The following is a 24,753-nucleotide window of genomic DNA, read 5'->3' on the forward strand; positions in this document are numbered from 1 at the left end:
CCTACGCCACCCCCGCCGCTACGGGCCCGGCAGCCACGCCCCCGCCGCCCGCAGCCGCGCCTGCAGGGCCGGCAGCTCCACCTCCGCCAGCCCGCATCCCCGCTCCAGCGCGAGCGCCGCGCCTACCCCCGCCGCCTCGCCCGTCGCGAAGCACGCCGGGATCTCCTTCGTCGCATGGTGCACCCGGTGGTCCACCGAAATGCACCGGCCCGCCACGGCGAGGTTCGCCGTCCCCTGCGCCGTCAGCGAGCGCCACGGGATCTCGTACACCGCCCCGTACTTCGTCCAGTGCCCGGTCACCGCCACCACGTCCTCCAGGTGGCAATCCATCTCCTCCCGGCGCAGCTGGTGCCGCCCGACCAGCCGTCGCGACTCCGTAATCCCCAGCGTCGCCGCGAAGCCCGCCAGCCACGCCCGCTCAAAGCCCGCCGCCTGCCCGCGCAGCCGGTCCAGCTCCGCCCGCGCCAGCCGCCGGCACTCGACCTCCGCATACGTCAGGTCGTCCGGGTTCGTCGGGTCAATCGCCCTGCTGATCCGCTCGGCCGCGCCCCACGGGTGGAGGTAGCCGCCGGGGTGCACCGTCCGGTAGTACGTCGGCCGCAGCGGCGATGCCTCCGCCGCCGCCTCGTCCACGTTCGCCGTCCGGAACCAGAGCCACGGGTGCACCAGCTCCCGCTCCACCGGCTCGCCCGCCAGCACGGCGATATCCGCATCGCCCGTCGCATCGACCACCGCCCCGCACGCAACCGCCTCGCGCCCCGCCTTCGATTCGAAGATGACGTGCGTGATCCGGCCGCCCTCCTTCCGCACGCCCACCGCCCACCGGTGGAAGCGCAGGTCGACCCCCGCCTCGAGCACCAGCCGGTCCGCCTCCACCCGGAACTCCTCCGGGTCGTACGCCACCGAATACCGCACCACGTGCGGCCCGCTCCCCCATACGAGCCCCAGCCGGCGGTACTTCTCGACCAGCGCCGGGTCCGGCGACCCCCACTCCTCCCGCGGCGGCGCGATGCAGGCCCCGCGCGCCGCCAGCCGGTCCACCAGCTCCTGGCAGAGCCCCGCCACCACCTGCCGCCCGCGCCCGTCGTCCAGCGTCAGCAGCAGGATGATCAGCCCGTTCGTCGCCAGCCCCCCGAGCGACCCGTACCGCTCCACCAGCATCGCCCGCGCACCCTGCCGCGCCGCCGCTACCGCCGCGGCGATGCCCGCCGCCCCGCCGCCCACGACCAGCACGTCGGTCTCCGCGATGACCGGCACCCGCCGCTCCGGCTCGACGATGAACCCTCCGTCCATGCCGCGCATTCTGCCCTGCCGGTGCGCCGCCTGTCTCGGGCGCGCAGTGCTAGACTCCCGCCCACAGCCACGCCGCGAGGTGCCCCATGCCGGACCACCCCCTGCCCACGCCCGAGGAGGTCGCTCGCTACTTCGACCTCTGTTCAAACTGGGGCCGCTGGGGCCCGGAGGACTCCGCCGGCACCATCAACCTCATCACGCCGGAGAAGCGCCGCAGGGCCGCCGCGCTCGTCCGCACCGGCCGGGCCGTCTCCATCGCCCACCCGCTCAACACCGTCGGCGGCCCCGGCAACTGGAACCCGGCCCAGCACTGGGTCCGCACCGGCGCCGACTTCTCGGTCGACTACATCGGCCTCCTCTTCCATGGCTACGCCACCACCCACATCGATGCCCTCTGCCACATCTTCTGGCAGGGCCAGATGTATAACGGCCGCCCTGCCAGCGAGGTCACCTCCCTCGGCGCCCGCGCCGGTGCCGTCGATGCCTGGAAGGACGGCATCGTCACCCGCGGCGTCCTCCTCGATATCCCCCGCTTCCGCGGGACGGAGTACGTCACCCTCGATGCCCCCGTCCGCGGCTGGGAGCTCGAAGCCGCCGCCGAGGCCCAGGGCACCCCCCTCGAACCCGGCGACGCCGTCCTCGTCTACAGCGGCCGCACCGCGTTCTACGCGGCCAACCCCGGCAGCACGCCCGGCGTCCAGCCCTCCCCCGGCCTCCACGCCGACACGGCCCCCGTCCTGAAACGCCACGACGTCGCCCTCCTCGGCTGGGACATGATGGACGCCCGCCCCAGCGGCTACGCCATCTTCGACGACCCGCCCCGCGCCGGCGGCCCCGTCCACGTGCTCGCCATCGTCTTCATGGGCCTCCCCCTGCTCGATAACGCCAACCTCGACCCCCTCGCGCAGGCCTGCCGCGAAGAAGGCCGCTGGGAGTTCCTGCTCACCGTCGCCCCGCTGAACGTCCGCGGCGGCACCGGCTCACCCGTCAATCCCATCGCCCTGTTCTGAGCAGCCCCCGCCTCCGCTACCATCCTCCTATGCGCATCCCCACCCTCGCCGCGGCCGGCGCCGCGGCCGGCGCGGCCGCCTTCCTCGCGCCCGGCATCCTCCTCTCCCGCATGCTCCACCGCGCCGGCTTCGATCCCGCCTCCGACCGGCTCCCGGCCCCCTTCAGCGTCCGCATCACCGCCATCGCCCCGGGCCGCATCACCCTCCGCCGGGGGCCGGCCGGCGCGCCCGGCGCGCACCTCGAACCCGGCCGCTACCTCCTCGAAGCCGCCCGCGGCCGCGCCTTCCTGGGCCCCGTGCTCGAATCCAACGGCGTCGTCGCTATCCGCGAATTCACGCCCCTCGATGGCGACCTCCGCGTCGGCGACTTCGCCCGCCTCGACCCCTTCGCCTTCCCCGGCGACCCCCGCGAGGCCCACGGCATCGACTTCGACGAGGTCGAAATTCCTGCCCCGCTCGGCCGTTTCCCCGCCTGGTACATCCCCGGCCGGCGCGAAACCTGGGCGGTCATGGTCCACGGCAAGGGCGCCAACCGCCGGGAGACCCTCCGCCTCCTTCCGCTGCTGGTCGAAGCCGGCTACCCCTCCCTCGCCATCACCTACCGCAACGACGAAGGCTGCCCGCCCGCGCCGCACGGCCGCTACACCTACGGCCGCGACGAATACGAAGAGCTCGAAGCCGCCGTTCGCTTCGCCCTCGAACTCGGCGCCCGCCGCATCCTCCTCGTCGGCTACTCCATGGGCGGCGCCATCTGCCTCTCCTTCATGGAGCGCTCCAACCTCGCCTCGCGCGCCGCCGGCTTCATCCTCGATGCCCCCATGCTCGACCTCCGCAGCACCGTCGCCCATGGCGCCCGCCAGCGCCGGGTCCCCCTCTGGTACCTCGCCGTCTCCAACCGCATCGCCGCCCGCCGCTACCGGTTCAACTGGGACGACTTCGACTACCGCCGAACCGCCATGGACCTCCAGGTCCCGGTGCTCCTGTTCCATGGCGACGCCGACCCCGTCGTCCCCGTCGAAACCAGCGACGCCCTCGCCGCGGCCCGCCCCGATATCGTCCGCTACGTCCGCGTTCCCGGCGCCGGCCACGTCCGCGCCTGGAACGTCGACCCTGAGGGCTACGCCGACGCCGTCCGCGCCTTCCTCGCCGCGCTCGAATAGCCGCGCCTAGTGCGCAATCTCCTCGCCCCGGAGCGTCTCCCGCGAGAACGTCCAGTAGAGCAGCCAGAGCGACGGCACCAGGATGAGCGACCCGATGGGCAGCGCCACCAGGAACGACACCACCGTAATCCGCTCTGCCGCAGCCTCCTTATACGTCAGCGCGTTCGCCAGCAGGTAGGGATGCTGCGCCAGCCCCCATGCCCCGACCACCCCCGCCACCGTCGCCGCCGCCAGCGGCGGCGCCAGCCGGGCCCGCCGCGTCCAGAGCGCCCAGAGCGCCGCCAGCCCGAGCATCGCCGTCACGGCCATCGCAGCAACCACCCGGGCATCGTCCAGGTGTCCGGCAAACACCTCCGCATCGGCCGCGGCCACCGGGATGGCCACCGTCGTGGCTGCCCCCAGCGCCAGCGATGCCGCAATCGCCCGGCGCCGGAAATCCTCCTGCAGCGCCCCCTCCGTTCGCGGCACCATGTACGCCGCCGCAAGGAACGCGCAGATCAGCAGCCCGATCAGCCCGCACATCAGCGCGAACGGCCCCAGCCACCCCGCGAACGGCCCCGAAAGCACCCGTGAGCCATCCACCTCGATGTGCCCGCCAGTTACCGCGCCGATGACCAGCCCGAAGGTGAACGGCGTCAGCACGCTCGCCCACGAGAACCACTGCAGCGACTGCCGTGCCAGCCGGCTCTCCCGCTGCCCGTAGTGCCGGAAGGCGAAGGCAGCGCCCCGCGCCACAATCCCGACCAGCGCGATGAACAGCGGCACATAGAGCGCCTCGAAAATCACCGCGTAGGCTGTCGGGAACACCACGAAGAGCGTCACCACCAGCAGGATCAGCCACACGTGGTTCGTCTCCCACACCGGCCCGATCGCCTTCTCCAGCGCCAGCCGCTGCTCCTGCTTGCGCGGTCCCCACGCCAGCAGCGACCAGATCCCGCCGCCGAAATCGGCACCGCCGAACATCGCGTACATCATCACCGCGGCGAGCGCCACGCCCGCCGCCGCCAGCTCAGGCGACACTCTCGGCCTCCCTCCCCGCTGCGCCCGGCAGCCGCTCCGGCTGCTTCGGCCCGTGCGGCCACTTCAGCAGCGCCACGATGAGCGCAATCGAAATCACGACGTACAGCAGCGTGAACAGCACGAAGAAGACGAGGATGCCGTCCCGCTCGGTCACCGCCTCCGACGTGCGCAGGTACCCGTATACCACCCACGGCTGCCGCCCAAACTCGGTCACGAACCACCCGGCCTGCAGCGCGGCGAACGAGAGGAACCCGCTCGCCACCAGCGCCCACGAGAGCCAGCGGCCCGGCAGCCAGCCCGGCTCCGCCTTCCGCCGCCGCCACCACGCCCACCAGTACCAGCCGGCGATGAACAGCAGCGCAAACCCGGCCCCCACCATCACCTGCAACGAGAGGTGCGTCAGCAGCTCGTTCGGCCGGTCCTCCTTCGGCACATCGTTGAGCCCCAGTACCTCTGCGTTGAAGTCCCGGTAGCCGAGGTAGCTGAGCAGTTTCGGGATCTCGATGGCGTACTTCGTCTCCCCGTCCACCGGGATGCCCCCAATCCGGAGCGGTGCCCCGCGCTCCGTCTCATACTGGCCCTCCATCGCCGCGAACTTCACGGGCTGGAGCTCCGCAACCCGCCGCGCCGCGAAGTCCCCCGCCACAATCTGCAGCGGGATCGAAACGACCGCCACGGCCATCGCCAGCTGCAGCCCGAGCCGCGCATTGACCGCCGGCTTCTTCCGCCAGAGCAGCCACGCGTACACCGCCGCCACCGAAAACCCCGTCACCACGTACGATGCCAGCGTCCCGTGGATCGCCTCGTGCAGCCACGCCGCGTTGAACATCGCATCCCACGGGTCCACGTCCACGACCTGCCCATCGACCACCCGGAACCCCTCCGGCGTGTTCATCCACGCGTTCGCCGAAATCACGAACACTGCCGAAAGCGCCGAGCTGATGACAATCGGGATCGTCACCAGCCAGTGCGCGAACGCCGACATCCGGTTCCAGCCGTAGATGTAGATAGCGAGGAAGATCGCCTCGGTGAAGAACGCGAACCCCTCGAGCGAGAACGGCATCCCGATGATCCCGCCCGCGTACTCCATAAACCGCGGCCACAGCAGCCCCAGCTCGAACGACAGCACCGTCCCCGAAACCGCGCCCACCGCAAACAGCAGCCCCACCACCGGCGTCCACGCCCGCGCCAGCTGCCGGTACCGCTGGTCGCCGGTCTTCAGGGCCATCCCCTCCGCGATGAACAGCAGCAGCGGCAGGCCGATGCCCAGCGGGGTGAAGAACGTATGAAACACGAGCGACAGCCCCATCAGGGCCCGCGCAGAAAGCAGCGTGTCGAACTCCACGCGCGTCCCCTCCGCGCCGAACCGGGCGCAAACCCAGTATCGCGGATGCGCATCCCGCTCGTGGCAAAACCGCTCAATGGCCCCATAGGTCCTGCGAATGGCCCCTTTCTCCCGGCCTAACCGTTGCCTGTGCCACCATGCCATGGTGCGAGCACCCTCCCTCGGCATCCTCCCCTTCGTCATCTGGCTCATCGTGGTCGCCTGCGACGGCACCGCCGGCGCCCCCGCACCCGGCCCCGCACCTTCGGCGACCGCGCAGGCGCCCGCCGCCGCCCCATCCCCCGCCCCAACCCCGGCGCCCCTTCCCCCGCTCCCCGGGATCGTCGTCGAACGCGTCGCCGGCGGCCTCCAGCGCCCTACCTTCGTCACCGGCGCCGGCGACGGCTCCGGCCGCCTCTTCGTCCTCGAAAAACGCGGCACCATCCGCATCGTCCGCGACGGCGCTGTCCTGCCCGAGCCCTTCCTCGATATCCGCTCCCGTGTCACCTCCAGCGGCAACGAACAGGGGCTCCTCGGTCTCGCCTTCCACCCCCGCTTCGCCGAGAACGGCCGCTTCTTCGTCTACTACACCGCCGCAGACGGCGGGGCCAACACCCTCGCCGAATTCCGCGTCTCCAGCACCGACCCGGACCGCGCCGACCCCGCCTCCGCCCGAGTCCTTCTCGCCATCCCCGACCGGTACAGCAACCATAACGGCGGCATGCTCGCCTTCGGCCCCGACGGTTACCTCTACATCGCCCTCGGCGACGGCGGCGGCGCCGGCGACCCCCTCCGCGCCGGGCAGGACCTCGCCAACCCCCTCGGCGCCATCCTCCGCATCGATGTCGATGCCCCGCCCGCGTCCGGCCTCGCCTACGCCATCCCGCCGGACAATCCGTTCCTCGGCCGCGAGGGCGCCCGCCCCGAAATCTGGGCCTACGGCCTGCGCAACCCCTGGCGCTTCAGCTTCGACCGCCAAACCGGCGACCTCTGGATCGCCGACGTCGGCCAGAACGCCCGCGAAGAGGTCAACTTCCAGCCGGCCGGCTCCCCCGGCGGCCAGAACTACGGCTGGAGCATCATGGAAGGCACGAACTGCTACCGCCCCGCCAGCGGCTGCGACCGCACCGGCCTCACCCTCCCCGTCTTCGAGTACACCCACAGCGACGGCTGCTCCATCACCGGCGGCTACGTCTACCGCGGCGCCGCCTTCCCGGCCCTCCGCGGCGCCTACCTCGCCGCCGACTACTGCACCGGCGCCGCCTGGGCTATCCGCCGCCAGGGCGAAACCTTCCGCGCCGACCGCCTGCCCGACTTCCCGACCGGCATCTCCTCCTTCGGCGAAGACGACGCCGGTGAGCTCTACATCGTCCGCGACCAGCCCGGCACCCTCGAGCGCCTCGTCGTCCGCTGACCCGCCGCTGCACGCCCCGGCCGGGGACGCTACGCTATCCGGCGACCCCTACCACACCCGGGAGTGCACGCCCATGAAGCTCGGCCTCTACCTCGGCTACTCCGGCGCGAAGCTGGACCTGCCCGTCGATACCGTCCTCGAAGCCGAACGGCTCGGCTGGGATTCCGTCTGGACCGCCGAAGCCTACGGCTCCGATGCCGTCACCCCGCTCGCCTACCTCGCCGCCCTGACGAAGCGCATCAAACTCGGCACCGCCATCATGCAGATCCCGGCCCGCACCCCGGCGATGACGGCCATGACCGCCATGACCCTCGATGCCCTCAGCGGCGGCCGCATGCTCGTCGGCCTCGGCCTCAGCGGCCCCCAGGTCGTCGAAGGCTGGCACGGCCAGCCCTACGGCCACCCGCAGGCCCGCCTCCGCGAATACGTCGCCATCCTTCGCAAAATCTGGGCCCGCGAGGAGCCGGTCGAGTTCCACGGCAAGGAATACAACCTCCCCTACACCGGCCCCGGCGCCACCGGCCTCGGCAAACCGCTCAAGAGCATCCTCCACGGGCGCAACATGCCCATCTACCTCGCCACCCTCGGCCCCAACAACATCCGACTCACCGCCGAGATCGCCGACGGCTGGATTCCTGCCTTCTTCTCCCCCTACCGCATGGACGTCTTCCGGCCCGACCTCGAGGCCGGCTTCGCCCGCGCCGGCAACGGCAAGTCGATGAAAGATTTCGACATCGTCGCCACCTGCAGCGTCATCATCACCGACGACGTCAAGGCCGGCCTCGCCGCCACCAAGCCCGGCATCGCCCTCTACGTCGGCGGCATGGGCGCCCGCCAGAAGAACTTCTACAACGAACTGATGCAGCGCTACGGCTACACCGAGGCCGCAGCCCGCGTGCAGGAGCTCTACCTCGCCGGCCGCAAGGCCGAAGCCGAGGCCGCCGTACCCGACGAGCTCGCCGATGAAATGGCCCTCGTCGGCCCCGTCGAGCGCATCCGCGAGCGGTACAAAGCCTGGGAGGATGCCGGCGTCGGCACCCTCCTCATCGGCACCCGCGACAGCCGCGTCCTCCAGCTCATGGCCGAGCTCACCGGCGCGCTCGCGAACGCCGGCTAATTCCCGGGGAGATTCGCCGTGGCCGAAGAGTTCGTCATCATCCTGCCGCCCCACCTCTCCATGGACGCGCGCCGCCGACTCGCCGAAGCGCGCGTCTTCGAACAGGAGGTGCTTGCGCTGCTCGGCGAACTCCTCGGCCGCGAGCTGCCCGCGCCCCACGCCTGCATCGAAGAGCACCGCGCCATCGGTACCTGGGATTTCCACATCCTCCGCTCCTGGCAGGCCGGCGACCTCGCCCTCCGCGCCACCGCCCGTCCCATCGAAGGCGCAGGCGGCCCCTTCGGCGAAGACATCGAATTCGAGGTCGTCGAGGTGCCCCCGCTCCGCTTCGCTGCCATCGCCAGCCTCGATATTCGCGTCGGCGGCTCCCTCCGCATCACCGTCGCCGGCTGCCCGCCCGCCGACCTCGAGCGCCTGCGCGCCGCCTTCGGCCGCCACATCGGCGCCCTGCTCGCAGCGCTCGAATCCGGGGCCGTACGCTAAGCCTGGTCCGTCGCCTGCCCGGCTGGCGCACCGGCGGCCCCGGCGGTTCCATCCCGCTGCTCGAGGAATGCCGCCCACGCCGCATCCCGCCGCCGCGCCCCGCGCCGGTAGCCGATCTGCGCCCCGATGAACGTCCCGAACAGCTGCGCCAGCACATACCCCCCGAGCAGCAGCACCCCGAACGCCAGCGCCGGGTGGCCGAGGATGCCCGGCCCCCACAGCACCATCCACAGGAAGAGCGCCGAGGCCAGGATCAGCCCGAAAAACGCGCCCCCGTGCACCCAGCGCGCCTCCGTCTTCTGCTTGTCGAGGTAGAGGCGCAGCACCTCCTGCGGGATCTCGTTCACCGTCGGCCGCTCCCCGGTCCCCGTGCCGCAAAACGGGCAAACCGTATCCTCCGCCCGCAGCCGCGCGTAGCAGAACCCGCAGAACCGGCCCGTCGCCGGCACCCGCCGCGCCAGCCGCTCCTCCATCTTCGGCTGCAGCCGGTCCAGGTACGGGTAGGGCGACTCATACCCCGCAACCCCGCGCACCTCCGGCGCAGCGCCCTCGCGTGCATCACCCTCCCGCATGCCCCTAGCGAACCACCCCGCGCCCCCGGCCGCAACCCGCCCGCTCACCCCAACGGCCGCCGCTTCGTATACTCACCAGCTGTGACCACCCAACCGGCCCTCCACGGCGAAGACGGCTACCTCACCATCCACGGCCTCCGGCACCACTACATCCGCTGGGGCAGCGTCGACAATGAGCCCCTCGTCCTCCTCCATGGGCTCATGAACAACGCCCGCTACTGGGAGCACATCGCCGAGCGGTTCGTCGACCGCTGGTGCGTCTACGCCCCCGACCTCCGCGGCCACGGCGAAAGCGAGCACGCCCCCGGCGGTTACCTCGTCTGGGCCTTCGCCATGGACCTCCGCGGCTTCGTCGAGGAGATGGACCTCGAAGCCTTCGACCTCGTCGCCCACAGCATCGGCAGCCGCATCGCCATGGCCTACGCCCGCGACCACTCCCATCGCATCAAGCACCTCGTCCTCGCCGATATGGGCCCCCAGATGGCCGACCAGGGCGCCCGCGGCATCCGCCGCAGCACCGGCGAAGCCCAGAAGGCCCCCGGCTTCGCGACCGAGGCCGAAGCGATCGAACACTTCGCCCGCCTCTACCCCGGCCGCGACCGCGACTTCCTCCTCCGCCAGGTCTACGCCTCCCTCCAGCTCGATGAGGAGAGCGGCAACCTCGTCTTCCGCTTCGACCCCGCCATCCACCAGGCTACCGGCCGCGGCGCCATCGCCGAAATCCCCTACCTCTGGGAGAGCCTCGAGCACATCACCTGCCCCACCCTCGTCATCCGCGCCGAAAAGAGCAAAATCCTCTCGCCCGAGATCGCGGAGGAGATGGTCCGGCGCCTCCCCAACGGCCGCCTCGTCGAGATCCCCGATGCCGGGCACCAGGTGCCGCTCCACCAGCCCGAGGCCTTCAGCCGCGTTGTCCGCGAGTTTCTCGAGTCCTGAGCCGACGCCCTAGAACCCGTTCGTCCCGTCGGTGAACCGGAGCGCATCCAGCAGGATGCCGTGCGCCGCCATCTCCCAGTGGAGGTGCGCCCCGGTCGAGAGCCCGGTGTTCCCGACCGCGCCGATGAGCTGCCCCGCCTCAACCCGGTCGCCCTCCGCCACCGCGATGCTGCTCAGGTGCGCGTACCCCGAGTACAGCCCCCCGCCGTGGTCGATGACCACCATGTTTCCCCGCACCCGAAGCTCCCGGGCCAGCACCACCACGCCCGAGTTCGTCGCCACCACCGGCGTCCCCTCCGGCGCACCGATGTCCGTCCCCCCGTGGTGCCCGCTCGGCGCAGAGCCGTTCACCGACCGCTGCTCCCCGAACCGCGCCGTCAGCGCACCCTGCGCCGGGATGAGCCACGGCCCCGACCACAGCTTCTGCGGCGTCACCTTCACGTAGATGCTCTTCAGGAGCGCCTGTTCCTCCGCGACCACCTGCGGGTCGAGCAGCGCCGCCGTCTGCTCGGGCGTGAATTCGAGGTAGTCCACCGTCCACTCCGTCGGCAGCACCCTGACCGTCGCCTGCAGCGTGCCCCGCGTCCCGTTCGGCATCCGCACGTCCACCAGCAGCGCGTGCTCGCCCGGCGGGTCCTCCGTATCCACCGGCACGAACGTGTACTGGCTCTGGCTCCCCTTCGTCAGCGGGTACTTCCGCCCGAGAAACTCCACCTGCCCGCCGATGACGTCCCCCGTCACCGAGACCAGCACCGCCCCCGCCTGGTACACCTCCAGCGTCGAGACGACCAGCTCCGGCGGCACGAGCGGCGTCGGCGAAACCCCCGGCGGCAGCGTCGGCGTCGGCGCGGGCCCGGCCGGCGTCACCATCCGCACCGTCACCTCGGGCGTCCCGTCCGCGCCCGCCGAGCACGCCGCCCCCGCCAGCACCGCTGCCCCCGCCAGCGCCGCCAGCGCCAACCGGCCAGCCAGCCCCGCCCGGTACCCCATACTCCGCAGGTTCGCCCATCCCTGCCCGCCGGGCAACCGGGCCGGCTCCCGCCCGCCTCCACGTGCTGTTTCGTCGCGGCCGACGATCCGTCATCTTGTTCCGCTCCCCTGCCGGCTGCCCTTTTTCGTCCGATCGCCTCCTCCGAACTTTTCCTCGGGTGTTACCGGCCTGTCTATCAAGCCGGCACGCCATGTGTGTGCGCCACGAGGCCGGCCGCCCCTCCAGCCCCTACCCGGAGGTTCCTCCCGTGTCCGCCGGTCCGATCCGCCCCACCCGCCGGCCAATCATGGCCGCGGCCCTTGCGCTCGTCGCAGCCGCCCTCCTGCTCCCCGCCGTCCACCGGGTTTTCGCCCAGGAACCCGATGGAACCCTCGTCATCGCCAAGGTCATCCCCGGCGACCCCGGCGACACGACCACCTTCTTCGCGACCCTCGCGCCCTGCGCCGAACCGAAGGACGGCAAAACGTTCGGCTTCAGCCAGCTGGCACCCGCGAGCGTTTCCGTCGCGCCTGACTGCTGGCTCGTAAGCGAACAGCCCCCGCGCGGCTACGAGAACCTCGGCTGGTCACTCGGCAAACTCGACACTGACGGTCGCCCCGTTTGCCCCGAGACCGTGGACGTTCGCTCCACGCAGGCTGAGGTGAAGACCGGCGCAGGCGACCCCGTCGTCGTCTGCTTCTACAACCAGTTCAACTCCGGCCCCAACGACGAGCCCCGCCAGGACGCAAACCTGTTCATCGCGAAGGTCGTGCCCGGCTCCCCGGCCGATTCCGCAACGTTCACCGCCTCCGTCGCCCCCTGCAACGACCCCAAAGCGGCGGCTTCCGTAACCTTCAGCCAGGGCGCCCCCGCCAGCCTCGCCGTCAAGGACGGCTGCTGGCAGGCCGAAGAGGTCGACCTCCCGGCCGGCTACGTCAACCTCGGCTGGGCCCCGGGCCGCATCACGATAAGCAAGGGTGGCCAACCCCAGCTCTCGTGCCCCGACAGCCCCGCCGACTTCTCCCCGGTCGCGAAGGTCGACATCAGCGCCAAAACGGGCCCCCAGGCCGTCTGCTTCTACAACCGCACAAAGGAGCTGGGGGACCCTCCGCCCGGCGGCAGCGCGACCCTCACCGTCGCCAAGGTCATCCCCGGCCACCCGGACGACGATCGGAACTTCCAGGCCTGGGTGACGCAGTGCGAGGAAACCACTGACCCCATCGCCCCGCCGCCGCTCGGCCTCGCGTTCGGCCAGCCCGCCCCGGCCGAGGCAACCCTCGAACCCGGCTGCTGGGCGGTGAGCGAGGAGCTCCTGCCGCGGTCGCCCTACGGTTTCGCCGGCTGGGCTTTCGGGGTTGAAAAGGGTGGCGAAGTCTACTGCCCGGACCAGCCCGAAAGCACCGAGCAGCCGGTCCGACTCAAGCTCGGCGCGGGCGACCACCCGGTCGTCTGCTTCTACAACACCCGGCTCGACGACCCGCCGCCCGTTGAGAAGCCGACCCTCACCGTCGCCAAGGTCGTCCAGGGCGCTGCGGAGGACACCACCACGTTCACCGCGGTCATCCCCGTCGATTTCCTCGACGACCTCGAACTCCGGGTCACCTTCGCGCAGGGCGCCCCCGGGCAGCTCGTGCTTGCCCCCGGCAGCTACACCGTCACCGAGCTCCCGAACCCCGGCTACACCACCGTCGGCTGGAGCTACGGGCGCTTCGAACCCTGGCCCGATGACCCGCCCTGCCGCGTCGGCTGCGACTTTGAGACCGGGCGGCTGGTCTGCCCGGCAGCCCCCGACTATCCCGGCGACACCGCGCCCGTGACCATCACACCCACCGGCGCAACGCCCGAAGCCAGTCCCGGCGCCGGCGAGCACATCCTCCTCTGCTTCTACAACGAACCGCTCCTCGGCAGCGAAGACCCCGCCGAAGACACCGGCGGCCCGCCGCCCGCGGTGACCATCCGCGTCGAAAAGACGGAGAACATCGTCGGCTTCGCACGGCCCGGCGCCGGCTGGGAGTTCACCCTCACCGGCTGCGGCCTCGAGCCCCGCACCGCCGTCACCGGCCCCGACGGCGTCGCCGTCTTCGACGGGCTGCCCCCGGCCGTCGGCTGCTCCTACACCGTCGCCGAGACCCTCCGCCCCGGTTGGACCGCCCAGTACGACCGGCGCGACGCGCAGCCCGGCCAGCCGGGGGAGACTGTGACCCTCGCCTTCCTCAACGTCCGCGAATGGAACCCGCCCTGCATAGTCGGCTGTTACGAACTGCCGCCCGCCGACCCCCCGGGGGCGCCCCCGGCTCCCCCCGCTCCGCAGCAACCCCAGCCCGCCGTCCCGGCCCCGCCCGCGGCGCCGAACCCGCCCGCACAGTCGAGCAGCAGCGAAACGCCCCCGGCCGACTCGTCGGCCACCGGCGCGCCGCCGCCCCCGGCCTCCCTGGCCACCCCGCTTCCGCCGCGCGCAGGCAACGCTGCAGCACCCGGCCGCGCAGCGCTCCCGGCCCCGGCGGCCCTGGCGGTCCTCGTCCTGCTGAGCAGCTCTGCCGGCCTCGCCGCGGCCGCCCTCGCGCGCCGCACCTAGACCGTCCGCCCGCGGGTCCCGGCGTGGCGTCAGCGCGCCAGGGCCCGCTCCGCATACGGGCGCAGCATCTGCATCGGCGAGAGCGGCGTGCCCAGGCTCGCGCAGACGCCCCGAAGCAGCCCGATGACCCGCCCCAGCAGCACCAGGTCGCCCGGAATCTGCTCCACCGGGTTCGACCGCAGCGCCCGGTTCCGCTCCCGCAGCTCGGCCCGCGGCGCATCGATCGGCCGCGGCTCGAACAGGATCGCCAGCGTCGCCAGCAGCGCCCCCGGCTCCTCGTTCCGCACCCGCACGCCGAGCTCCCGGAACGCCGCAAGAATCTCCCCCGGGTCGCGGTTTGCCGTCCCGAGCACCAGCCGCGCAAAGCCGCGCCGGGCCGCGTCCGGGAGCTCCTTCGTCAGCCCGAAGTCCAGCAGCGCGACCCTCCCGCCCGGCAGCACCAGGATGTTCCCCGGGTGCGGGTCCGCCTGGAACAGCCCGTCGACCATAATCTGGTGGCCGTACGCATTCGTGATCGCCGCCGCGAGCGCCGCACGGTCGGGCGCGTGCGCATCCCGCCGCTCCGCATCCAGCAGCCGCACGCCCTCCACGTACTCCGTGACCAGCACCTTCGGCCGCACGTACCCGTCGACCACCGCCGGGACGACAACGCCCGGCAGATGCGCCAGGTTCGCCCGCACCCGCCGTGTCATCTCCGCCTCCCGCTCGAAGTCCAGCTCCATCGGCACCTGGCTGGCGATTTCGTTCACCACCGTCCGGTAGTCGAAGTTCGGCTCCAGCCGCGCAACGATACCGACCAGCGCCTTCAGGTTCCGCACATCGAGCCGGACCAGCCCCGCCACCTCCGGGTACTGCACCTTCACCACCACATCCCGTCCGTCGGGCAGCCGCGCACGGTGCACCTGCGCCAGCGATGCCGAGGCGAGCGGCTCCGGGTCGAACGCCGCGAACAGGTCCTCGAGCGCGGCCCCGAACTGCTCCTCGATCGTGCGTCGAACCACCGGAAACGGGTGCGGCGGCACCGCATCCTGCAGCCGAGAAAGCGAGCGCGTGTACGGCTCGGGCAGCAGGTCCGTCCGCGTGCCCAGGAACTGCCCCGACTTGATGTACAGGCCCCGCAGGTCCGTCGCCAGCCGGTACAGCAGCTCCGCGAACTCTTCGTGCCGCGCCGTCCATGCCGCCTCTGCCGCGGCCGGCGGCAGCTTCCGCGCACGCCGCTGGGTCCGCTTGTAGCCGAGGTAGATGCGGGCCCCGGTCCGCGCCACCCGCGCCGACCGCCGCAGCCGCCGTACGGTTTCGAACATCGTTCGAGCAGTATACGGGACAGCCGCGTCCCCCTGCCGCCGCGCTGCCCGTCAGATCTGGCTGTAGCCCGAACCCTTCCGGTCCACCCCGAGCCCCTTCCCCTCGCTGATCCAGCCGTACTCCAGCAGGATCTCCTGGCTGTAGGTCACCCGGCCCGCGACCTTCTCCTTCGGCTCAGTCGCCAGGAGGAGCGCGGCCTTTGCCATCAGGATCGGCGGCTCGCCCCGCGGGTCATCCATCCCCGTCACCAGGTGGTGGAACACCGTCCCGGGCGTCGGCACCACCTGCGACGGCGAGACGCACGTCACGCTCACCCCGTCGTGGTACACCTCGCTCGCCAGGCCCTGCGTGAACCGCTCCAGCGCCGCCTTTTCCGCCCCGTACAGCGTCCCGCCCCGGCCGATGTTCTCCGGGTACGGCCCGCGGCCCGGCCCGATCGCTGCCCCGCTCGAGATGTTGACGATCGCCCCCGACTTCCGCGGCAGCATGTCCTGCAGCACCAGCTGGCTCAGGTAGAACGGTGCATGGAAGTTCACCGCAATCGACCGGTGCCATTTGTTGATCGGGTAGTCCTTGATCGGGATGAAGTAGGTGAGCGCCGCGTTATTTACGAGTACATCGATCGGCCCGAACGCCTTCCGCGCCTCCTCCACCGCCCGGACGCACTGCTCGTACTCCGAAATGTCGGCGGCGATCGGGATTGCCTCGCCGCCCGCTTTCCGGATCGTCTCGACCGTGTGCTCGAGCGAGCCCTCCAGCGGGTGGTCGCCCTCCCGCAGCGTGCGCGCCACGCAGGCCACGCGCCCACCCTCTTCCGCGAACAGGCGCGCAATCTCCGCGCCGATGCCCCGGCTTGCGCCGGTCACAATCACCGTCTTGCCATCCAGCCTGCCCAATGCGGGTCCCTCCCTGACGTCAACGTAAGCGTCGGGATTGTAGCCGAACAGCCCTCGGTCCGCGCGCAACGAAAACGCCCGCCGTCAGGCGGGCGTCGTACGCTCCTCGTGCCCCGGGCAGGCGGTACTCAGGCAGCGTCCTGCGTCGACTGGGCCTTCTGGACGAGGTGCGCCATGCGGCGCTTCAGGCGGTCGGCCTTGCCCACGTGGATGGCGCCCTTCTTCGCCGCGCGGTCCACCGCCGAGTACGCCCGGCTGAGGGCTTCCTTAATCGCCTCGCCGTCGCCGGCCGCGACCGCCTCGCGGAGCTTGCGGATAGCATTGCGGGCGCGCGTGCGCCGCGAGCGGTTGCGCTCCCGTTCACGGAGCGACTGGCGCCAGCGCTTAATAGCGGACTTGTGATGAGCCATCTGGTACAAACCCGGGGCAGATCTCGTGTGTGCCGAAGGTTGAGAGTAGCAACCGCCCCCGCATCGAGCAATCCAGCCGCCCCCGCTCCTTGCTCCCCGCTCCCTGCTCCCCGCTCCCTGCTCCCCGCTCCCTCAGGGTGGCGGCGCGGCCGGGGTGGGGCTCCCTCCTCCCTCCTCCCTCCTTTCCCTCCCCTTGCCCTCCCCTGCCCGCCGAAGGTAGAGTTTGTGTGCTTCTTCACGACCGCACGGGCCCGGGCCCCTTACGAGCCCGTGCCCGTCGCACAAGCCCTGGGAGCCCGCGCCGCCGATGAGTGCAGCAGCCACCTCGCCTTGCCCTGCCCCGGCACCCCGCATCGTGGCCTTGCTCCCCCGCATCGGGTGCGCCCTATGAGCTTCTACGACCAGTGGTCCGCCATCCTCATCGCCGCAATCGCCGGCTTCATCCTCGTCTTCACCGCGCTCATCGCGACCCGCCTTCTCGCCCCCTTCGCCCGTGAGCGCGCCAAAGGCCTCTCGTACGAGTGCGGCATGCTCCCCATCGGCCGCAACTGGGCCCAGGTCCACGTCCGCTACTACCTCATCGCCATCGTCTTCCTCCTCTTCGATGTCGAAACCGTCTTCATCTTCCCGTGGGCGATCACCTACCTCTCGCTCGCCGAGTTCATCTTCTGGCAGATGATCCTCTTCATCGCCATCCTCAGCCTCGGCCTCGTCTACGCCTGGAAGCGAGGCGTCCTGGAGTGGAAATGAGCGAAGCGACCGTTCCTCCCTACGTCCCCGATTACGGCGCCGAGCCCGAACGACTCCGCCCCGTTGAGCTGCCCCAGGCCCGCGCCGCTTATCGCATCGTCCTCCCCGGCGTCATCCAGACCGGCGCCGACCTTGTCCTCGCCATGAGCCGGAAGAGCTCCCTCTGGCCCATGACCTTCGGCCTCGCCTGCTGCGCCATCGAAATGATCGGCACCTTCATGGCCAACCACGACCTCGACCGCTTCGGCATCGTCCCCTGGCCCAGCCCTCGCCAGAGCGACGTCATGATCGTCTCCGGCACCGTCACCAAGAAGATGGCCCCGGCCATCAAGCTCCTCTACGAGCAGATGCCGAATCCGAAGTACGTCATCTCCATGGGCGCCTGCGCCACCAACGGCGGCCCCTACACCGAATACGACCGCGTCCTCCAGGGCGTCGACAAGATCATCCCGGTCGATGTCTACGTCCCCGGCTGCCCGCCGCGCCCCGAATCGCTCCTCGATGGCTTCCTCCGGCTCCAGGAGAAAATCATGGAAGACAGGCGGATGGTCGGATGAGCAAGCCCCTCGCCCCGAAGCCCATCGACCAGGTCGTCAAACTCCTTGAGCAGCGCTTCGGCAAGCTCCCCGTCACCATCTCCCGGACGGCCACCGACGCCAATATCGATGTCCCGCCCGAGCATTTCCGCGCCGTCGTCGAAGAGCTGAAGAACCACCGCGACCTCGCCTTCGACTTCCTCCGCAACATCGTCGGCATCGACATGCTCGAAGAGGGACTCGCCTGCAAGTACCAGTTCTTCTCCTACAAGAACCGGCAGTCGGTCCAGGTCACCGTCCTCACCCCGCCGGGGAACCCCCACATCCCGAGCATCACCGACCTCTACCCCGCAGCCAACTGGCACGAGCGCGAAGCCGCCGAGATGGTCGGCCTCGTCTTCGATGGGCACCCCAACCTCAAGAACCTCCTGCTCGACGAAGACGTCCGCATCCACCCGCTCCTCAAGGCCCACCCGCTCCAGAAAGCCGAAATCCTGCAGGGCATCGAAGACACCACCCCGGGGTTCCCGTTCTGATGCCCGCCGCCATCCGCCGAGCCAGCCCGAGGTACGCCGCATGAGCATCTGGCCCGAAGAGCGTCTCCGCGCCCTCGCCGACGACGGCTTCGAAACCGTCGATATGACCATCAACGTCGGGCCCCAGCACCCGGCAACCCACGGCGTCTTCCGCATGGTCCTCACCGTCGACGGCGAAAAGGTCGTCGATTGCGAGCCCTACATCGGCTACCTCCACCGCGGCCTCGAAAAACTCACCGAGAACCACGACTACCGCCAGTCCATGGGCTGGTGGGACCGAACCGATTACCTCGCCGGCATGGCCTGCGAAATGGCCTACTGCATGGCCGTCGAAAAGCTCGGCAACATCGAAGTCCCCCGCCGCGCGGAATACATCCGCGTCATGATGGTCGAACTCTCCCGCATCCTCTCCCACTTCATGTTCCTCGGCGCCTTCGGCGCCGATGTCGGCTCCTTCGGCACCTCCTTCATCTACGCCTGGCGCGAACGCGAGCGCATCTACGACTTCTTTGAGGAAGTCGCCGGCGACCGCATGTTCCCGACCTACTTCCGGCCCGGCGGCGTCCAGATGGACCTCCCCGACAACTACCAGGACCGCGTCCGCTGGCTCCTCGGCTCCATCCGCCAGGGCCTCGAAGACTTCGACGGCCTCCTCGTCGGCAACGAAATCTTCGTCGAACGCTGCCGCGGCCTCTCCCCCGTCACCCCCGAACAGGCCATCGCCTGGGGCCTCACCGGCCCCTGCCTCCGCGCGACCGGCTACAAGTTCGACCTCCGCAAGGACGAACCTTACAGCGTCTACCCCGAGCTCAAGTTCGATATCCCCACCGGCACCACCGGCGACGTCTTCGACCGCTTCATGGTCCGCATGGCCGAAGTCTGGCAGAGCACCCTCATCGTCGAGCAGTGCCTCGATGCCCTCTCCCAGATGGAAGGCGAACTCGTCCTCAACCCCGACCTCCCCAAGACGCTCCGCATCGACAGCGGTGAATGCTACGTCCGCACCGAGGGCACCAAGGGCGAATACGGCGTCTACGCCCTCGCGAAGGGCGGGAACAAGCCCTACCGCATGAAGCTCCGCTCGCCCTCCTTCTGCAACCTCTCCGCCCTCCGCGAGATGGTCATCGGCACCTACGTCGCCGACGCCATCATCATCCTCGGCTCCCTCGATATCGTGCTCGGCGAGGTCGATAAATGATGCTCTTTGCCGACCCCCTCTTCGGGCTCCCAGCCTGGCTCGATGCCATCATCCGCATCGTCATCGTCGTCCTCGCCATGACCGTCATCGTCGTCTACAGCACCTACGGCGAACGGAAGCTCGTCGCACGCTTCCAGCAGCGCCTCGGCCCCATGCGCACCGGCCCCTGGGGCCTCTGGCAGGGCTTCGCCGACGCCATCAAGCTCGTCGGCAAAGAAGACATCCGCCCGAAGAACGCCGACCGCTGGGTCTTCGAACTCGCCCCCTACGCCACCTTCATCCCCGTCCTCCTCACCCTCATGGTCCTCCCCTTCGCCGAGAACTGGGGCGTCCGCAACCTCGCCCTCGGCGTCTTCTTCGTCTTCGCCGTCCTCGGCCTCAACATCGTCGGCATCCTCATGGCCGGCCTCGGCTCGGGCAATAAGTACGCCCTCCTCGGCGGCATCCGCGCCGCCGCCCAGATGATCAGCTACGAAATCCCGCTCGTCGTCTCCCTCCTCTGCGTGGTCATGATCACCGGCGCCGATACCGGCAACGGCGTCGGCACCCTCAACCTCAACACCATCGCCGCCCTCCAGGAAGACCGGCCCTACATCGTCCTCCAGCCGCTCGCCTTCCTCATCTTCTTCACGGCGATGCTCTCCGAACTCCACCGCGCACCCTTCGATATCCCCGTCGCTGAATCCGAAATCGTCGGCGGCTACTTCGTCGAGTACTCCGGCATCCGCTGGAGCATGTTCCAGCTCACGGAATACGCCTCGATGTGGGGCTTCGCCGTCTTCGGCTCCGTCGTCTTCCTCGGCGGCTGGGCCTGGCCCTTCGGCGTCGATAGCCACTGGGCACTCCAGCTCGCGACCACCTTCACCAAGGCGCTCGCCATCGTGGTCGTCATCATCTGGATCCGCACCACCGTACCCCGCCTCCGCATCGACCAGCTCATGAACTTCAGCTGGAAGGTCCTCCTCGAACTCTCCTTCCTCCAGCTCGTCGTCAACGGCATCATCCTCTACTACGAGTGGCCGCAGGAGCTCCTCGCCCTCACCAGCGCCCTCGGCGCAGCCTTCCTCATCTTCCTCATCATCCGCCACGCCTCTGCCCGCTCGACCAAAGGGCTCCTCGGCACCTATCGCACCCTCGGAGCGTCGTCGTCATGAAAGGTATCCTCAAAGGCCTCGGCGTTACCTTCTCCACCTTCCTCCGCAAGCCCGTCACCATCGAATACCCCGACGAGCGGAAGGTGCTCCCCGTCCGCCAGCGCTCCTTCCCCGTCCTCACCTGGGACTTCGACCACGACGAACCCTTCTGCACCGGCTGCAACGTCTGCGTCCGCAACTGCCCGGTCGATTGCATGACCGCGGTGATGAAGGACAACCCGAAGTACGCCGAGGGCACCAGCAACCGCCGCAAAATCGTCGACAAGTTCTGGATCGACTACGCGCGCTGCATGCGCTGCAACATCTGCGTCGAGGTCTGCCCCTTCGAAGCCATCGTCATGGACAACACCTGGGCGGGCCACGAGCACTCCGTCTACGACCGGCGCGACCTCCACATGGATATCGACGAGCTCACGAAGGTCGCCCGCAGCGGCCAGCTCGTCCACCCCTTCCGCCCGCAGGACAACATCGAAGCCCTCGAACGGAAAGCAAAGGGCGAGGAGCCGCCGCCCCCCTCCTTCGTCGGCGGCCGCCCGGAGGACCGGCAGCGCCAGCTCGAGCGCATCGCCCGCGGCGAACCCGCAGCCATCCAGGAGCGCGAACCCGAGAAGCCGAAGGCCGCCGCGTCCGCTGCCGCAGCCGGGGCAGCCGCCGCTGCCGCCGGCGAGGCCGAGGTCCTCTCCGAATCCAAGATCCGCGCCAAGCGGATGCGCGCCGAGCGCGAAGCCAAGGCCTACCTCGACCGCGGCGAGCCGGTCCCCCAGGAGATCCTCGACCGCATCGAGTACTACAAGAACCTGAAGCCCGGCCAGCCCGCCGCGGCCCCGGGTGCAGCCGCCGGGACCGGCGCCGCCGCCGGCGAGGTGCTCTCCGGCACCAACCCCGACGGCACGATGCGCTTCCCGCCCGGCATCGGTATCGGCCCGAAGGGCGACCCGAACAGCTACGAGAAGGTCCGGGCCCGTCGCATGCGCGCCGAGCGCCAGTTCAAGGAGCTCACCGAGAAGGGCGAGCCGATCCCGGAGGAGCTGGCGAAGACCCTCTACGAGCTGGGGAGCGACCTCGCCCCCGGCGGCAGCATCTGGCAGACCCTCGCCGCACAGGGCGGCGGCGCCGCAGCCGCAGCGCCCGCCGCTGGCAGCGCCGCCGGGGCCGCGAAGGGCGCCGCCTGGACCCCGCCCCCGGGCGTCGGCACCGGCCCCAAGGGCGACCCGAACAGCTTCGAAAAGGTCCGCGCCCGCCGCATGCGCGCCGAGCGCCGCGCCCGTGAAGCCCTCGCAAAGGGCGAACCCATCCCCGAGGACGTCATCCAGACCATCAAAGAACTGGGCGGCACCCTGCCGGAGGGCGTTGAGTAATGGCAACGGAAGTCATCTGGTGGGTCTTCGCCGTCCTCATCACCATCCTCTCGGCCGGCGTCGTCTTCTCCCGCTCAGTCATCCACTCCGCCATCTTCCTCATCGGCAGCCTCGCCGGCGTAGGCGTCATGTTTGTCATCCTGACCGTCGAGTTCCTCGCGCTCACCCAGTTCCTCATCTACGGCGGCGCCGTCACCGTGCTCGTCCTCCTCGCCCTCATGCTCACCCGCGCCGACCCCAGCGGCCGCGCCGAAAAGGTCAACGGCCCCCAGGCGCCCTTCGCCCTCCTCGCCGGGATTGGCGTGGCGGCCGTCCTGCTGGTCGCCGGGCTGAGCACCGAATGGGCTGGCAACACCGAAGCGCCGACGAACATCGCTATCGAAACCATCAGCCAGCGGCTGTTCGAGGACTACGGCCTCCCCTTCATCCTCGCCTCCGTCCTCTTGCTGGTAGCCCTGATTGGGGCCATCATCGTCGCTCGGCAGGAGGAGGGCGAGTAGACCGATGGTACCGCTGGAAAACTACCTCGCCCTCAGCGCTGTCATGTTCGCCCTCGGCGTCTACGGCGTCCTCGCACGCCGCAACGCCGTGCTCATCCTCATGAGCGTCGAACTGATGCTCAACGCGGTGAACCTCAACTTCGTTGCGTTCGCCGCCTACCTCGACCCTGGTCGAATCGTCGGCGCCATCTTCGCCGTCTTCATCATCACCGTCGCCGCTGCCGAAGTCGGCCTCGCGCTCGCCATCGTCATCCGGCTCTTCCGGAACCGCGCGACCGCCAACGTCGACGAAGCAGCAACCATGAAGTGGTAAAAGGGGCCAGGACTACGCATGGGAGCTGAACAGGCCTGGGTGCTCGCCGCTATCCCGGCGGGCGTGTTTCTGGTGCTCGCACTCTTCGGGCGCGCCCTGCCGCGCGGGGGCGACTACCTCGGCATCGCCGCCATCGCCTCGTCCTTCGTCCTCTTCTTCGTCGTCCTCGCCGACTTCCTCGATACCCCCGGCAAAATCGGCCCCGTCGTCAACGATATCGAATGGTCCTCCATCGGGGAGACCTTCACCCTCCGCATGGGCATCTTCATCGACCCCATCACCATCGTCATGTTCGGGGTCATCACCACCGTCGCCCTCATGGTCAACATCTTCTCCCTCGGCTACATGAAGGGAGAGCCCCGCTACTTCTGGTTCTACGCCGTCCTCCAGCTCTTCGCGGCCTCAATGCTCCTCCTGGTCATGGCCGATAACCTCCTCCTCCTCTACATCTCCTGGGAGCTCGTCGGCGTCTGCTCCTTCCTCCTCATCGGCTTCTACTGGGAAAAGCGCTCCGCCACCGAGGCCGCCAAGAAAGCGTTCGTCACTACCCGCATCGGCGATGTCGGCCTCCTCATCGGCATCATCCTCCTCTGGAAAGAAGGCGGCACCTTCAACATCCAGGAGCTCATCCACCTCGCCGAAGAGGGGCACTTCAGCCAGCCGTACCTCTTTACTGCCCTCGCCTTCATCTTCCTTGGCTGCATGGGCAAGAGCGCCCAGGTCCCCTTCCACGTCTGGCTCCCCGACGCCATGGAAGGCCCCACCCCCGTCTCCGCCCTCATCCACGCTGCCACCATGGTCGTCGCCGGCGTCTACCTCACCGCCCGGCTCCTGCCCATGTTCGAAGTCGCCGACGGCATGCTCCTGGCGGTCACCATCGTCGGCCTCGTCACCGCCCTCCTCACCGGCTTCATCGCCCTCGCCCAGACCGATATCAAAAAGGTCCTCGCCTACTCCACGGTCGGCCAGCTCGGCTTCATGTTCGTTGCCCTCGGCGCCGGCGAACCGGCTGTCGCCATGTTCCACCTCATGACCCATGCCTTCTTCAAGGCCCTCCTCTTCCTCGGCGCCGGCTCTGTCATCATCGGCACCCACCACAACCAGGAGATGGACCGCCTCGGCGGCCTCTGGAAGAAGATGCCGATCACCGGCACCACCTTCCTCATCGGCTCGCTCGCACTCGCCGGCGTCCCGCCGCTCGCCGGCTTCTGGTCCAAAGACGAAATCTTCGTCGTCCTCGAACATAAATGGGGCGCCTGGGCCGTCATCCTCCTCGGCATCAGCGCCGTAACGACCGCCTTCTACACCACCCGGCTCTTCATCCGCACCTTCATGGGCCGCCCCGCCGACCCGCACGTCTACGAACACACCCGCGAAACGCCGCCGGTCATGACGGGCCCCCTCGTCTTCCTCGCGTTCCTCGCGGTCACCAGCGGCTTCGTCGTCTTCCAGGATGTCGGCAAGGCCCTCGGCTTCCCCGGCGGAATCACCGAGTTCATCTTCCTGCCCGAGCACGGCCCCCACGTCTACAAGCTCAAGTGGGGCTTCGCTGCCGCCTCTGTCGCGATGGCCGTCACCGGCATCTTCGCCGCCGCCTGGATGTACTGGGGCAACGACCTCCGCCGCTCCACCGCCCTCGCGAACTGGCAGCCCCGCCTCTACGACATGCTCCGCAGCAAGTTCTACTTCGATGAGCTCTACCAGGGCATGATCGACCGCGGCGTCCTCGGCTTCAGCTACATCGTCTCCTGGTTCGACCGCTACGTCGTCAACGACACCGGTGTCGATGGCTCGGCGCAAATCACCGGGTTCACCGGCGGTGTTCTCAAATACATCCAGACCGGACGCGTCCCCAACTACGCTATGGCCGTCGCCCTCGGCGTGATCGGGCTCGCGCTCGCCGGCCTGGCGGTGAGGGGCTAA

The 24,753-nt window shown here is 69.7% G+C and carries 24 protein-coding genes; 16 read left to right on the top strand and 8 right to left on the bottom strand.

Annotation, left to right across the window (positions count from 1 at the left end):
* Positions 1–18: 18 nt before the first annotated feature.
* On the bottom strand, positions 19–1,293 hold the full coding sequence (locus A9A59_RS04205) for an FAD-dependent oxidoreductase (RefSeq protein WP_106427058.1): 1,275 nt from the start codon (positions 1,291–1,293) through the stop codon (positions 19–21).
* A gap of 86 nt (positions 1,294–1,379) precedes the next feature.
* On the opposite strand from A9A59_RS04205, the gene A9A59_RS04210 reads away from it, so the two are divergent.
* Together A9A59_RS04210 and A9A59_RS04215 are read left to right on the top strand one after the other, a co-directional pair.
* Entirely contained in the window at positions 1,380–2,303 is a 924-nt protein-coding gene (locus A9A59_RS04210) for a cyclase family protein (RefSeq protein WP_098503086.1), read from the top strand.
* A gap of 29 nt (positions 2,304–2,332) precedes the next feature.
* On the top strand, positions 2,333–3,463 hold the full coding sequence (locus A9A59_RS04215; RefSeq protein WP_098503087.1) for an alpha/beta hydrolase: 1,131 nt from the start codon (positions 2,333–2,335) through the stop codon (positions 3,461–3,463).
* 6 nt (positions 3,464–3,469) lie between these two features.
* On the opposite strand, the gene A9A59_RS04220 is transcribed toward A9A59_RS04215, so the two are convergent.
* Positions 3,470–4,483 carry a cytochrome d ubiquinol oxidase subunit II gene (locus tag A9A59_RS04220; protein WP_098503088.1) on the bottom strand — a complete coding sequence of 338 codons (1,014 nt, stop codon included), beginning with the start codon at positions 4,481–4,483 and terminating at the stop codon, positions 3,470–3,472.
* The gene (locus A9A59_RS04225; RefSeq protein WP_278286786.1) at positions 4,473–5,828 is read right to left on the bottom strand and encodes a cytochrome ubiquinol oxidase subunit I; all 1,356 of its coding nucleotides are present in this window, start codon (positions 5,826–5,828) and stop codon (positions 4,473–4,475) included. The genes A9A59_RS04220 and A9A59_RS04225 overlap by 11 nt, the downstream gene beginning before the upstream one ends.
* 142 nt (positions 5,829–5,970) lie before the next feature.
* On the opposite strand from A9A59_RS04225, the gene A9A59_RS04230 reads away from it, so the two are divergent.
* The 3 genes from A9A59_RS04230 to A9A59_RS04240 all read left to right on the top strand — a co-directional run bounded on the left by A9A59_RS04230 (position 5,971) and on the right by A9A59_RS04240 (position 8,821).
* Entirely contained in the window at positions 5,971–7,221 is a 1,251-nt protein-coding gene (locus tag A9A59_RS04230) for a PQQ-dependent sugar dehydrogenase (RefSeq protein WP_098503089.1), read from the top strand.
* 73 nt (positions 7,222–7,294) lie between these two features.
* Positions 7,295–8,338, top strand: a complete 1,044-nt coding sequence (locus tag A9A59_RS04235; protein ID WP_098503090.1) for an LLM class F420-dependent oxidoreductase — start codon at positions 7,295–7,297, stop codon at positions 8,336–8,338.
* A gap of 18 nt (positions 8,339–8,356) precedes the next feature.
* Positions 8,357–8,821, top strand: coding sequence for a hypothetical protein (locus tag A9A59_RS04240; RefSeq protein ID WP_098503091.1), 465 nt, complete (start codon positions 8,357–8,359; stop codon positions 8,819–8,821).
* On the opposite strand, the gene A9A59_RS04245 is transcribed toward A9A59_RS04240, so the two are convergent.
* Complete coding sequence (locus tag A9A59_RS04245) at positions 8,818–9,393, bottom strand: hypothetical protein (protein ID WP_098503092.1); 576 nt, start codon at positions 9,391–9,393, stop codon at positions 8,818–8,820. The two genes, A9A59_RS04240 and A9A59_RS04245, sit on opposite strands and share 4 nt — an antisense overlap.
* Before the next feature lie 81 nt (positions 9,394–9,474).
* On the opposite strand from A9A59_RS04245, the gene A9A59_RS04250 reads away from it, so the two are divergent.
* Positions 9,475–10,329, top strand: coding sequence for an alpha/beta fold hydrolase (locus tag A9A59_RS04250; RefSeq protein ID WP_098503093.1), 855 nt, complete (start codon positions 9,475–9,477; stop codon positions 10,327–10,329).
* Between the two features lie 9 nt (positions 10,330–10,338).
* Here A9A59_RS04250 and A9A59_RS04255 read toward each other — a convergent pair whose 3' ends face one another.
* Positions 10,339–11,319, bottom strand: coding sequence for a M23 family metallopeptidase (locus tag A9A59_RS04255; protein ID WP_098503094.1), 981 nt, complete (start codon positions 11,317–11,319; stop codon positions 10,339–10,341).
* 248 nt (positions 11,320–11,567) lie between these two features.
* Between A9A59_RS04255 and A9A59_RS04260 the strand changes: the two genes are divergently transcribed.
* On the top strand, positions 11,568–13,874 hold the full coding sequence (locus A9A59_RS04260; RefSeq protein WP_098503095.1) for a hypothetical protein: 2,307 nt from the start codon (positions 11,568–11,570) through the stop codon (positions 13,872–13,874).
* A gap of 29 nt (positions 13,875–13,903) precedes the next feature.
* On the opposite strand, the gene A9A59_RS04265 is transcribed toward A9A59_RS04260, so the two are convergent.
* The 3 genes from A9A59_RS04265 to rpsT all read right to left on the bottom strand — a co-directional run bounded on the left by A9A59_RS04265 (position 13,904) and on the right by rpsT (position 16,485).
* Complete coding sequence (locus A9A59_RS04265) at positions 13,904–15,178, bottom strand: ABC1 kinase family protein (RefSeq protein ID WP_098503096.1); 1,275 nt, start codon at positions 15,176–15,178, stop codon at positions 13,904–13,906.
* Positions 15,179–15,229: 51 nt separating this feature from the next.
* Positions 15,230–16,075, bottom strand: a complete 846-nt coding sequence (locus A9A59_RS04270) for an SDR family NAD(P)-dependent oxidoreductase (RefSeq protein WP_098503097.1) — start codon at positions 16,073–16,075, stop codon at positions 15,230–15,232.
* Positions 16,076–16,203: 128 nt separating this feature from the next.
* A complete protein-coding gene (rpsT, locus tag A9A59_RS04275) occupies positions 16,204–16,485 on the bottom strand; it encodes a 30S ribosomal protein S20 (RefSeq protein ID WP_098503098.1) in 282 nt (93 codons plus the stop codon).
* Positions 16,486–16,872: 387 nt separating this feature from the next.
* On the opposite strand from rpsT, the gene A9A59_RS13985 reads away from it, so the two are divergent.
* Genes A9A59_RS13985 through nuoL form a run of 9 tightly spaced genes read left to right on the top strand, consistent with a single transcriptional unit; the run spans position 16,873 to position 24,753 of the window.
* Entirely contained in the window at positions 16,873–17,235 is a 363-nt protein-coding gene (locus tag A9A59_RS13985; protein ID WP_165772492.1) for an NADH-quinone oxidoreductase subunit A, read from the top strand.
* A complete protein-coding gene (locus A9A59_RS04285) occupies positions 17,232–17,792 on the top strand; it encodes an NADH-quinone oxidoreductase subunit B (RefSeq protein ID WP_098503100.1) in 561 nt (186 codons plus the stop codon). The genes A9A59_RS13985 and A9A59_RS04285 overlap by 4 nt, the downstream gene beginning before the upstream one ends.
* Positions 17,789–18,307 (top strand): NADH-quinone oxidoreductase subunit C, encoded by a 519-nt coding sequence (locus A9A59_RS04290; protein WP_098503101.1) that lies wholly within the window; start codon positions 17,789–17,791, stop codon positions 18,305–18,307. Before A9A59_RS04285 ends, A9A59_RS04290 begins: the two co-directional genes overlap by 4 nt.
* A 40-nt stretch (positions 18,308–18,347) precedes the next feature.
* The gene (locus A9A59_RS04295; RefSeq protein WP_098503102.1) at positions 18,348–19,505 is read left to right on the top strand and encodes an NADH-quinone oxidoreductase subunit D; all 1,158 of its coding nucleotides are present in this window, start codon (positions 18,348–18,350) and stop codon (positions 19,503–19,505) included.
* On the top strand, positions 19,502–20,659 hold the full coding sequence (gene nuoH / locus A9A59_RS04300; protein ID WP_098503103.1) for an NADH-quinone oxidoreductase subunit NuoH: 1,158 nt from the start codon (positions 19,502–19,504) through the stop codon (positions 20,657–20,659). The genes A9A59_RS04295 and nuoH overlap by 4 nt, the downstream gene beginning before the upstream one ends.
* Positions 20,656–22,017 carry a NuoI/complex I 23 kDa subunit family protein gene (locus A9A59_RS04305; RefSeq protein ID WP_098503104.1) on the top strand — a complete coding sequence of 454 codons (1,362 nt, stop codon included), beginning with the start codon at positions 20,656–20,658 and terminating at the stop codon, positions 22,015–22,017. Before nuoH ends, A9A59_RS04305 begins: the two co-directional genes overlap by 4 nt.
* On the top strand, positions 22,017–22,517 hold the full coding sequence (locus A9A59_RS04310) for an NADH-quinone oxidoreductase subunit J family protein (RefSeq protein WP_098503105.1): 501 nt from the start codon (positions 22,017–22,019) through the stop codon (positions 22,515–22,517). The genes A9A59_RS04305 and A9A59_RS04310 overlap by 1 nt, the downstream gene beginning before the upstream one ends.
* A gap of 4 nt (positions 22,518–22,521) precedes the next feature.
* On the top strand, positions 22,522–22,830 hold the full coding sequence (nuoK, locus tag A9A59_RS04315) for an NADH-quinone oxidoreductase subunit NuoK (protein ID WP_098503106.1): 309 nt from the start codon (positions 22,522–22,524) through the stop codon (positions 22,828–22,830).
* An 18-nt stretch (positions 22,831–22,848) separates the two neighbouring features.
* A complete protein-coding gene (nuoL, locus tag A9A59_RS04320) occupies positions 22,849–24,753 on the top strand; it encodes an NADH-quinone oxidoreductase subunit L (protein ID WP_098503107.1) in 1,905 nt (634 codons plus the stop codon).

The organism is Tepidiforma thermophila, assembly GCF_002563855.1.
Lineage (GTDB): Bacteria > Chloroflexota > Dehalococcoidia > Tepidiformales > Tepidiformaceae > Tepidiforma > Tepidiforma thermophila.

Bases quoted from the DNA above. Each gene is read 5' to 3' on its own strand.
- A9A59_RS04205 (WP_106427058.1), bottom strand. From the start codon at position 1,293: ATGGACGGAGGGTTCATCGTCGAGCCGGAGCGGCGGGTGCCGGTCATC.
- A9A59_RS04210 (WP_098503086.1), top strand. From the start codon at position 1,380: ATGCCGGACCACCCCCTGCCCACGCCCGAGGAGGTCGCTCGCTACTTC.
- A9A59_RS04215 (WP_098503087.1), top strand. From the start codon at position 2,333: ATGCGCATCCCCACCCTCGCCGCGGCCGGCGCCGCGGCCGGCGCGGCC.
- A9A59_RS04230 (WP_098503089.1), top strand. From the start codon at position 5,971: ATGGTGCGAGCACCCTCCCTCGGCATCCTCCCCTTCGTCATCTGGCTC.
- A9A59_RS04235 (WP_098503090.1), top strand. From the start codon at position 7,295: ATGAAGCTCGGCCTCTACCTCGGCTACTCCGGCGCGAAGCTGGACCTG.
- A9A59_RS04245 (WP_098503092.1), bottom strand. From the start codon at position 9,393: ATGCGGGAGGGTGATGCACGCGAGGGCGCTGCGCCGGAGGTGCGCGGG.
- A9A59_RS04255 (WP_098503094.1), bottom strand. From the start codon at position 11,319: ATGGGGTACCGGGCGGGGCTGGCTGGCCGGTTGGCGCTGGCGGCGCTG.
- A9A59_RS04265 (WP_098503096.1), bottom strand. From the start codon at position 15,178: ATGTTCGAAACCGTACGGCGGCTGCGGCGGTCGGCGCGGGTGGCGCGG.
- rpsT (WP_098503098.1), bottom strand. From the start codon at position 16,485: ATGGCTCATCACAAGTCCGCTATTAAGCGCTGGCGCCAGTCGCTCCGT.
- A9A59_RS13985 (WP_165772492.1), top strand. From the start codon at position 16,873: ATGAGCTTCTACGACCAGTGGTCCGCCATCCTCATCGCCGCAATCGCC.
- A9A59_RS04285 (WP_098503100.1), top strand. From the start codon at position 17,232: ATGAGCGAAGCGACCGTTCCTCCCTACGTCCCCGATTACGGCGCCGAG.
- A9A59_RS04290 (WP_098503101.1), top strand. From the start codon at position 17,789: ATGAGCAAGCCCCTCGCCCCGAAGCCCATCGACCAGGTCGTCAAACTC.
- A9A59_RS04295 (WP_098503102.1), top strand. From the start codon at position 18,348: ATGAGCATCTGGCCCGAAGAGCGTCTCCGCGCCCTCGCCGACGACGGC.
- nuoH (WP_098503103.1), top strand. From the start codon at position 19,502: ATGATGCTCTTTGCCGACCCCCTCTTCGGGCTCCCAGCCTGGCTCGAT.
- A9A59_RS04305 (WP_098503104.1), top strand. From the start codon at position 20,656: ATGAAAGGTATCCTCAAAGGCCTCGGCGTTACCTTCTCCACCTTCCTC.
- A9A59_RS04310 (WP_098503105.1), top strand. From the start codon at position 22,017: ATGGCAACGGAAGTCATCTGGTGGGTCTTCGCCGTCCTCATCACCATC.
- nuoK (WP_098503106.1), top strand. From the start codon at position 22,522: ATGGTACCGCTGGAAAACTACCTCGCCCTCAGCGCTGTCATGTTCGCC.
- nuoL (WP_098503107.1), top strand. From the start codon at position 22,849: ATGGGAGCTGAACAGGCCTGGGTGCTCGCCGCTATCCCGGCGGGCGTG.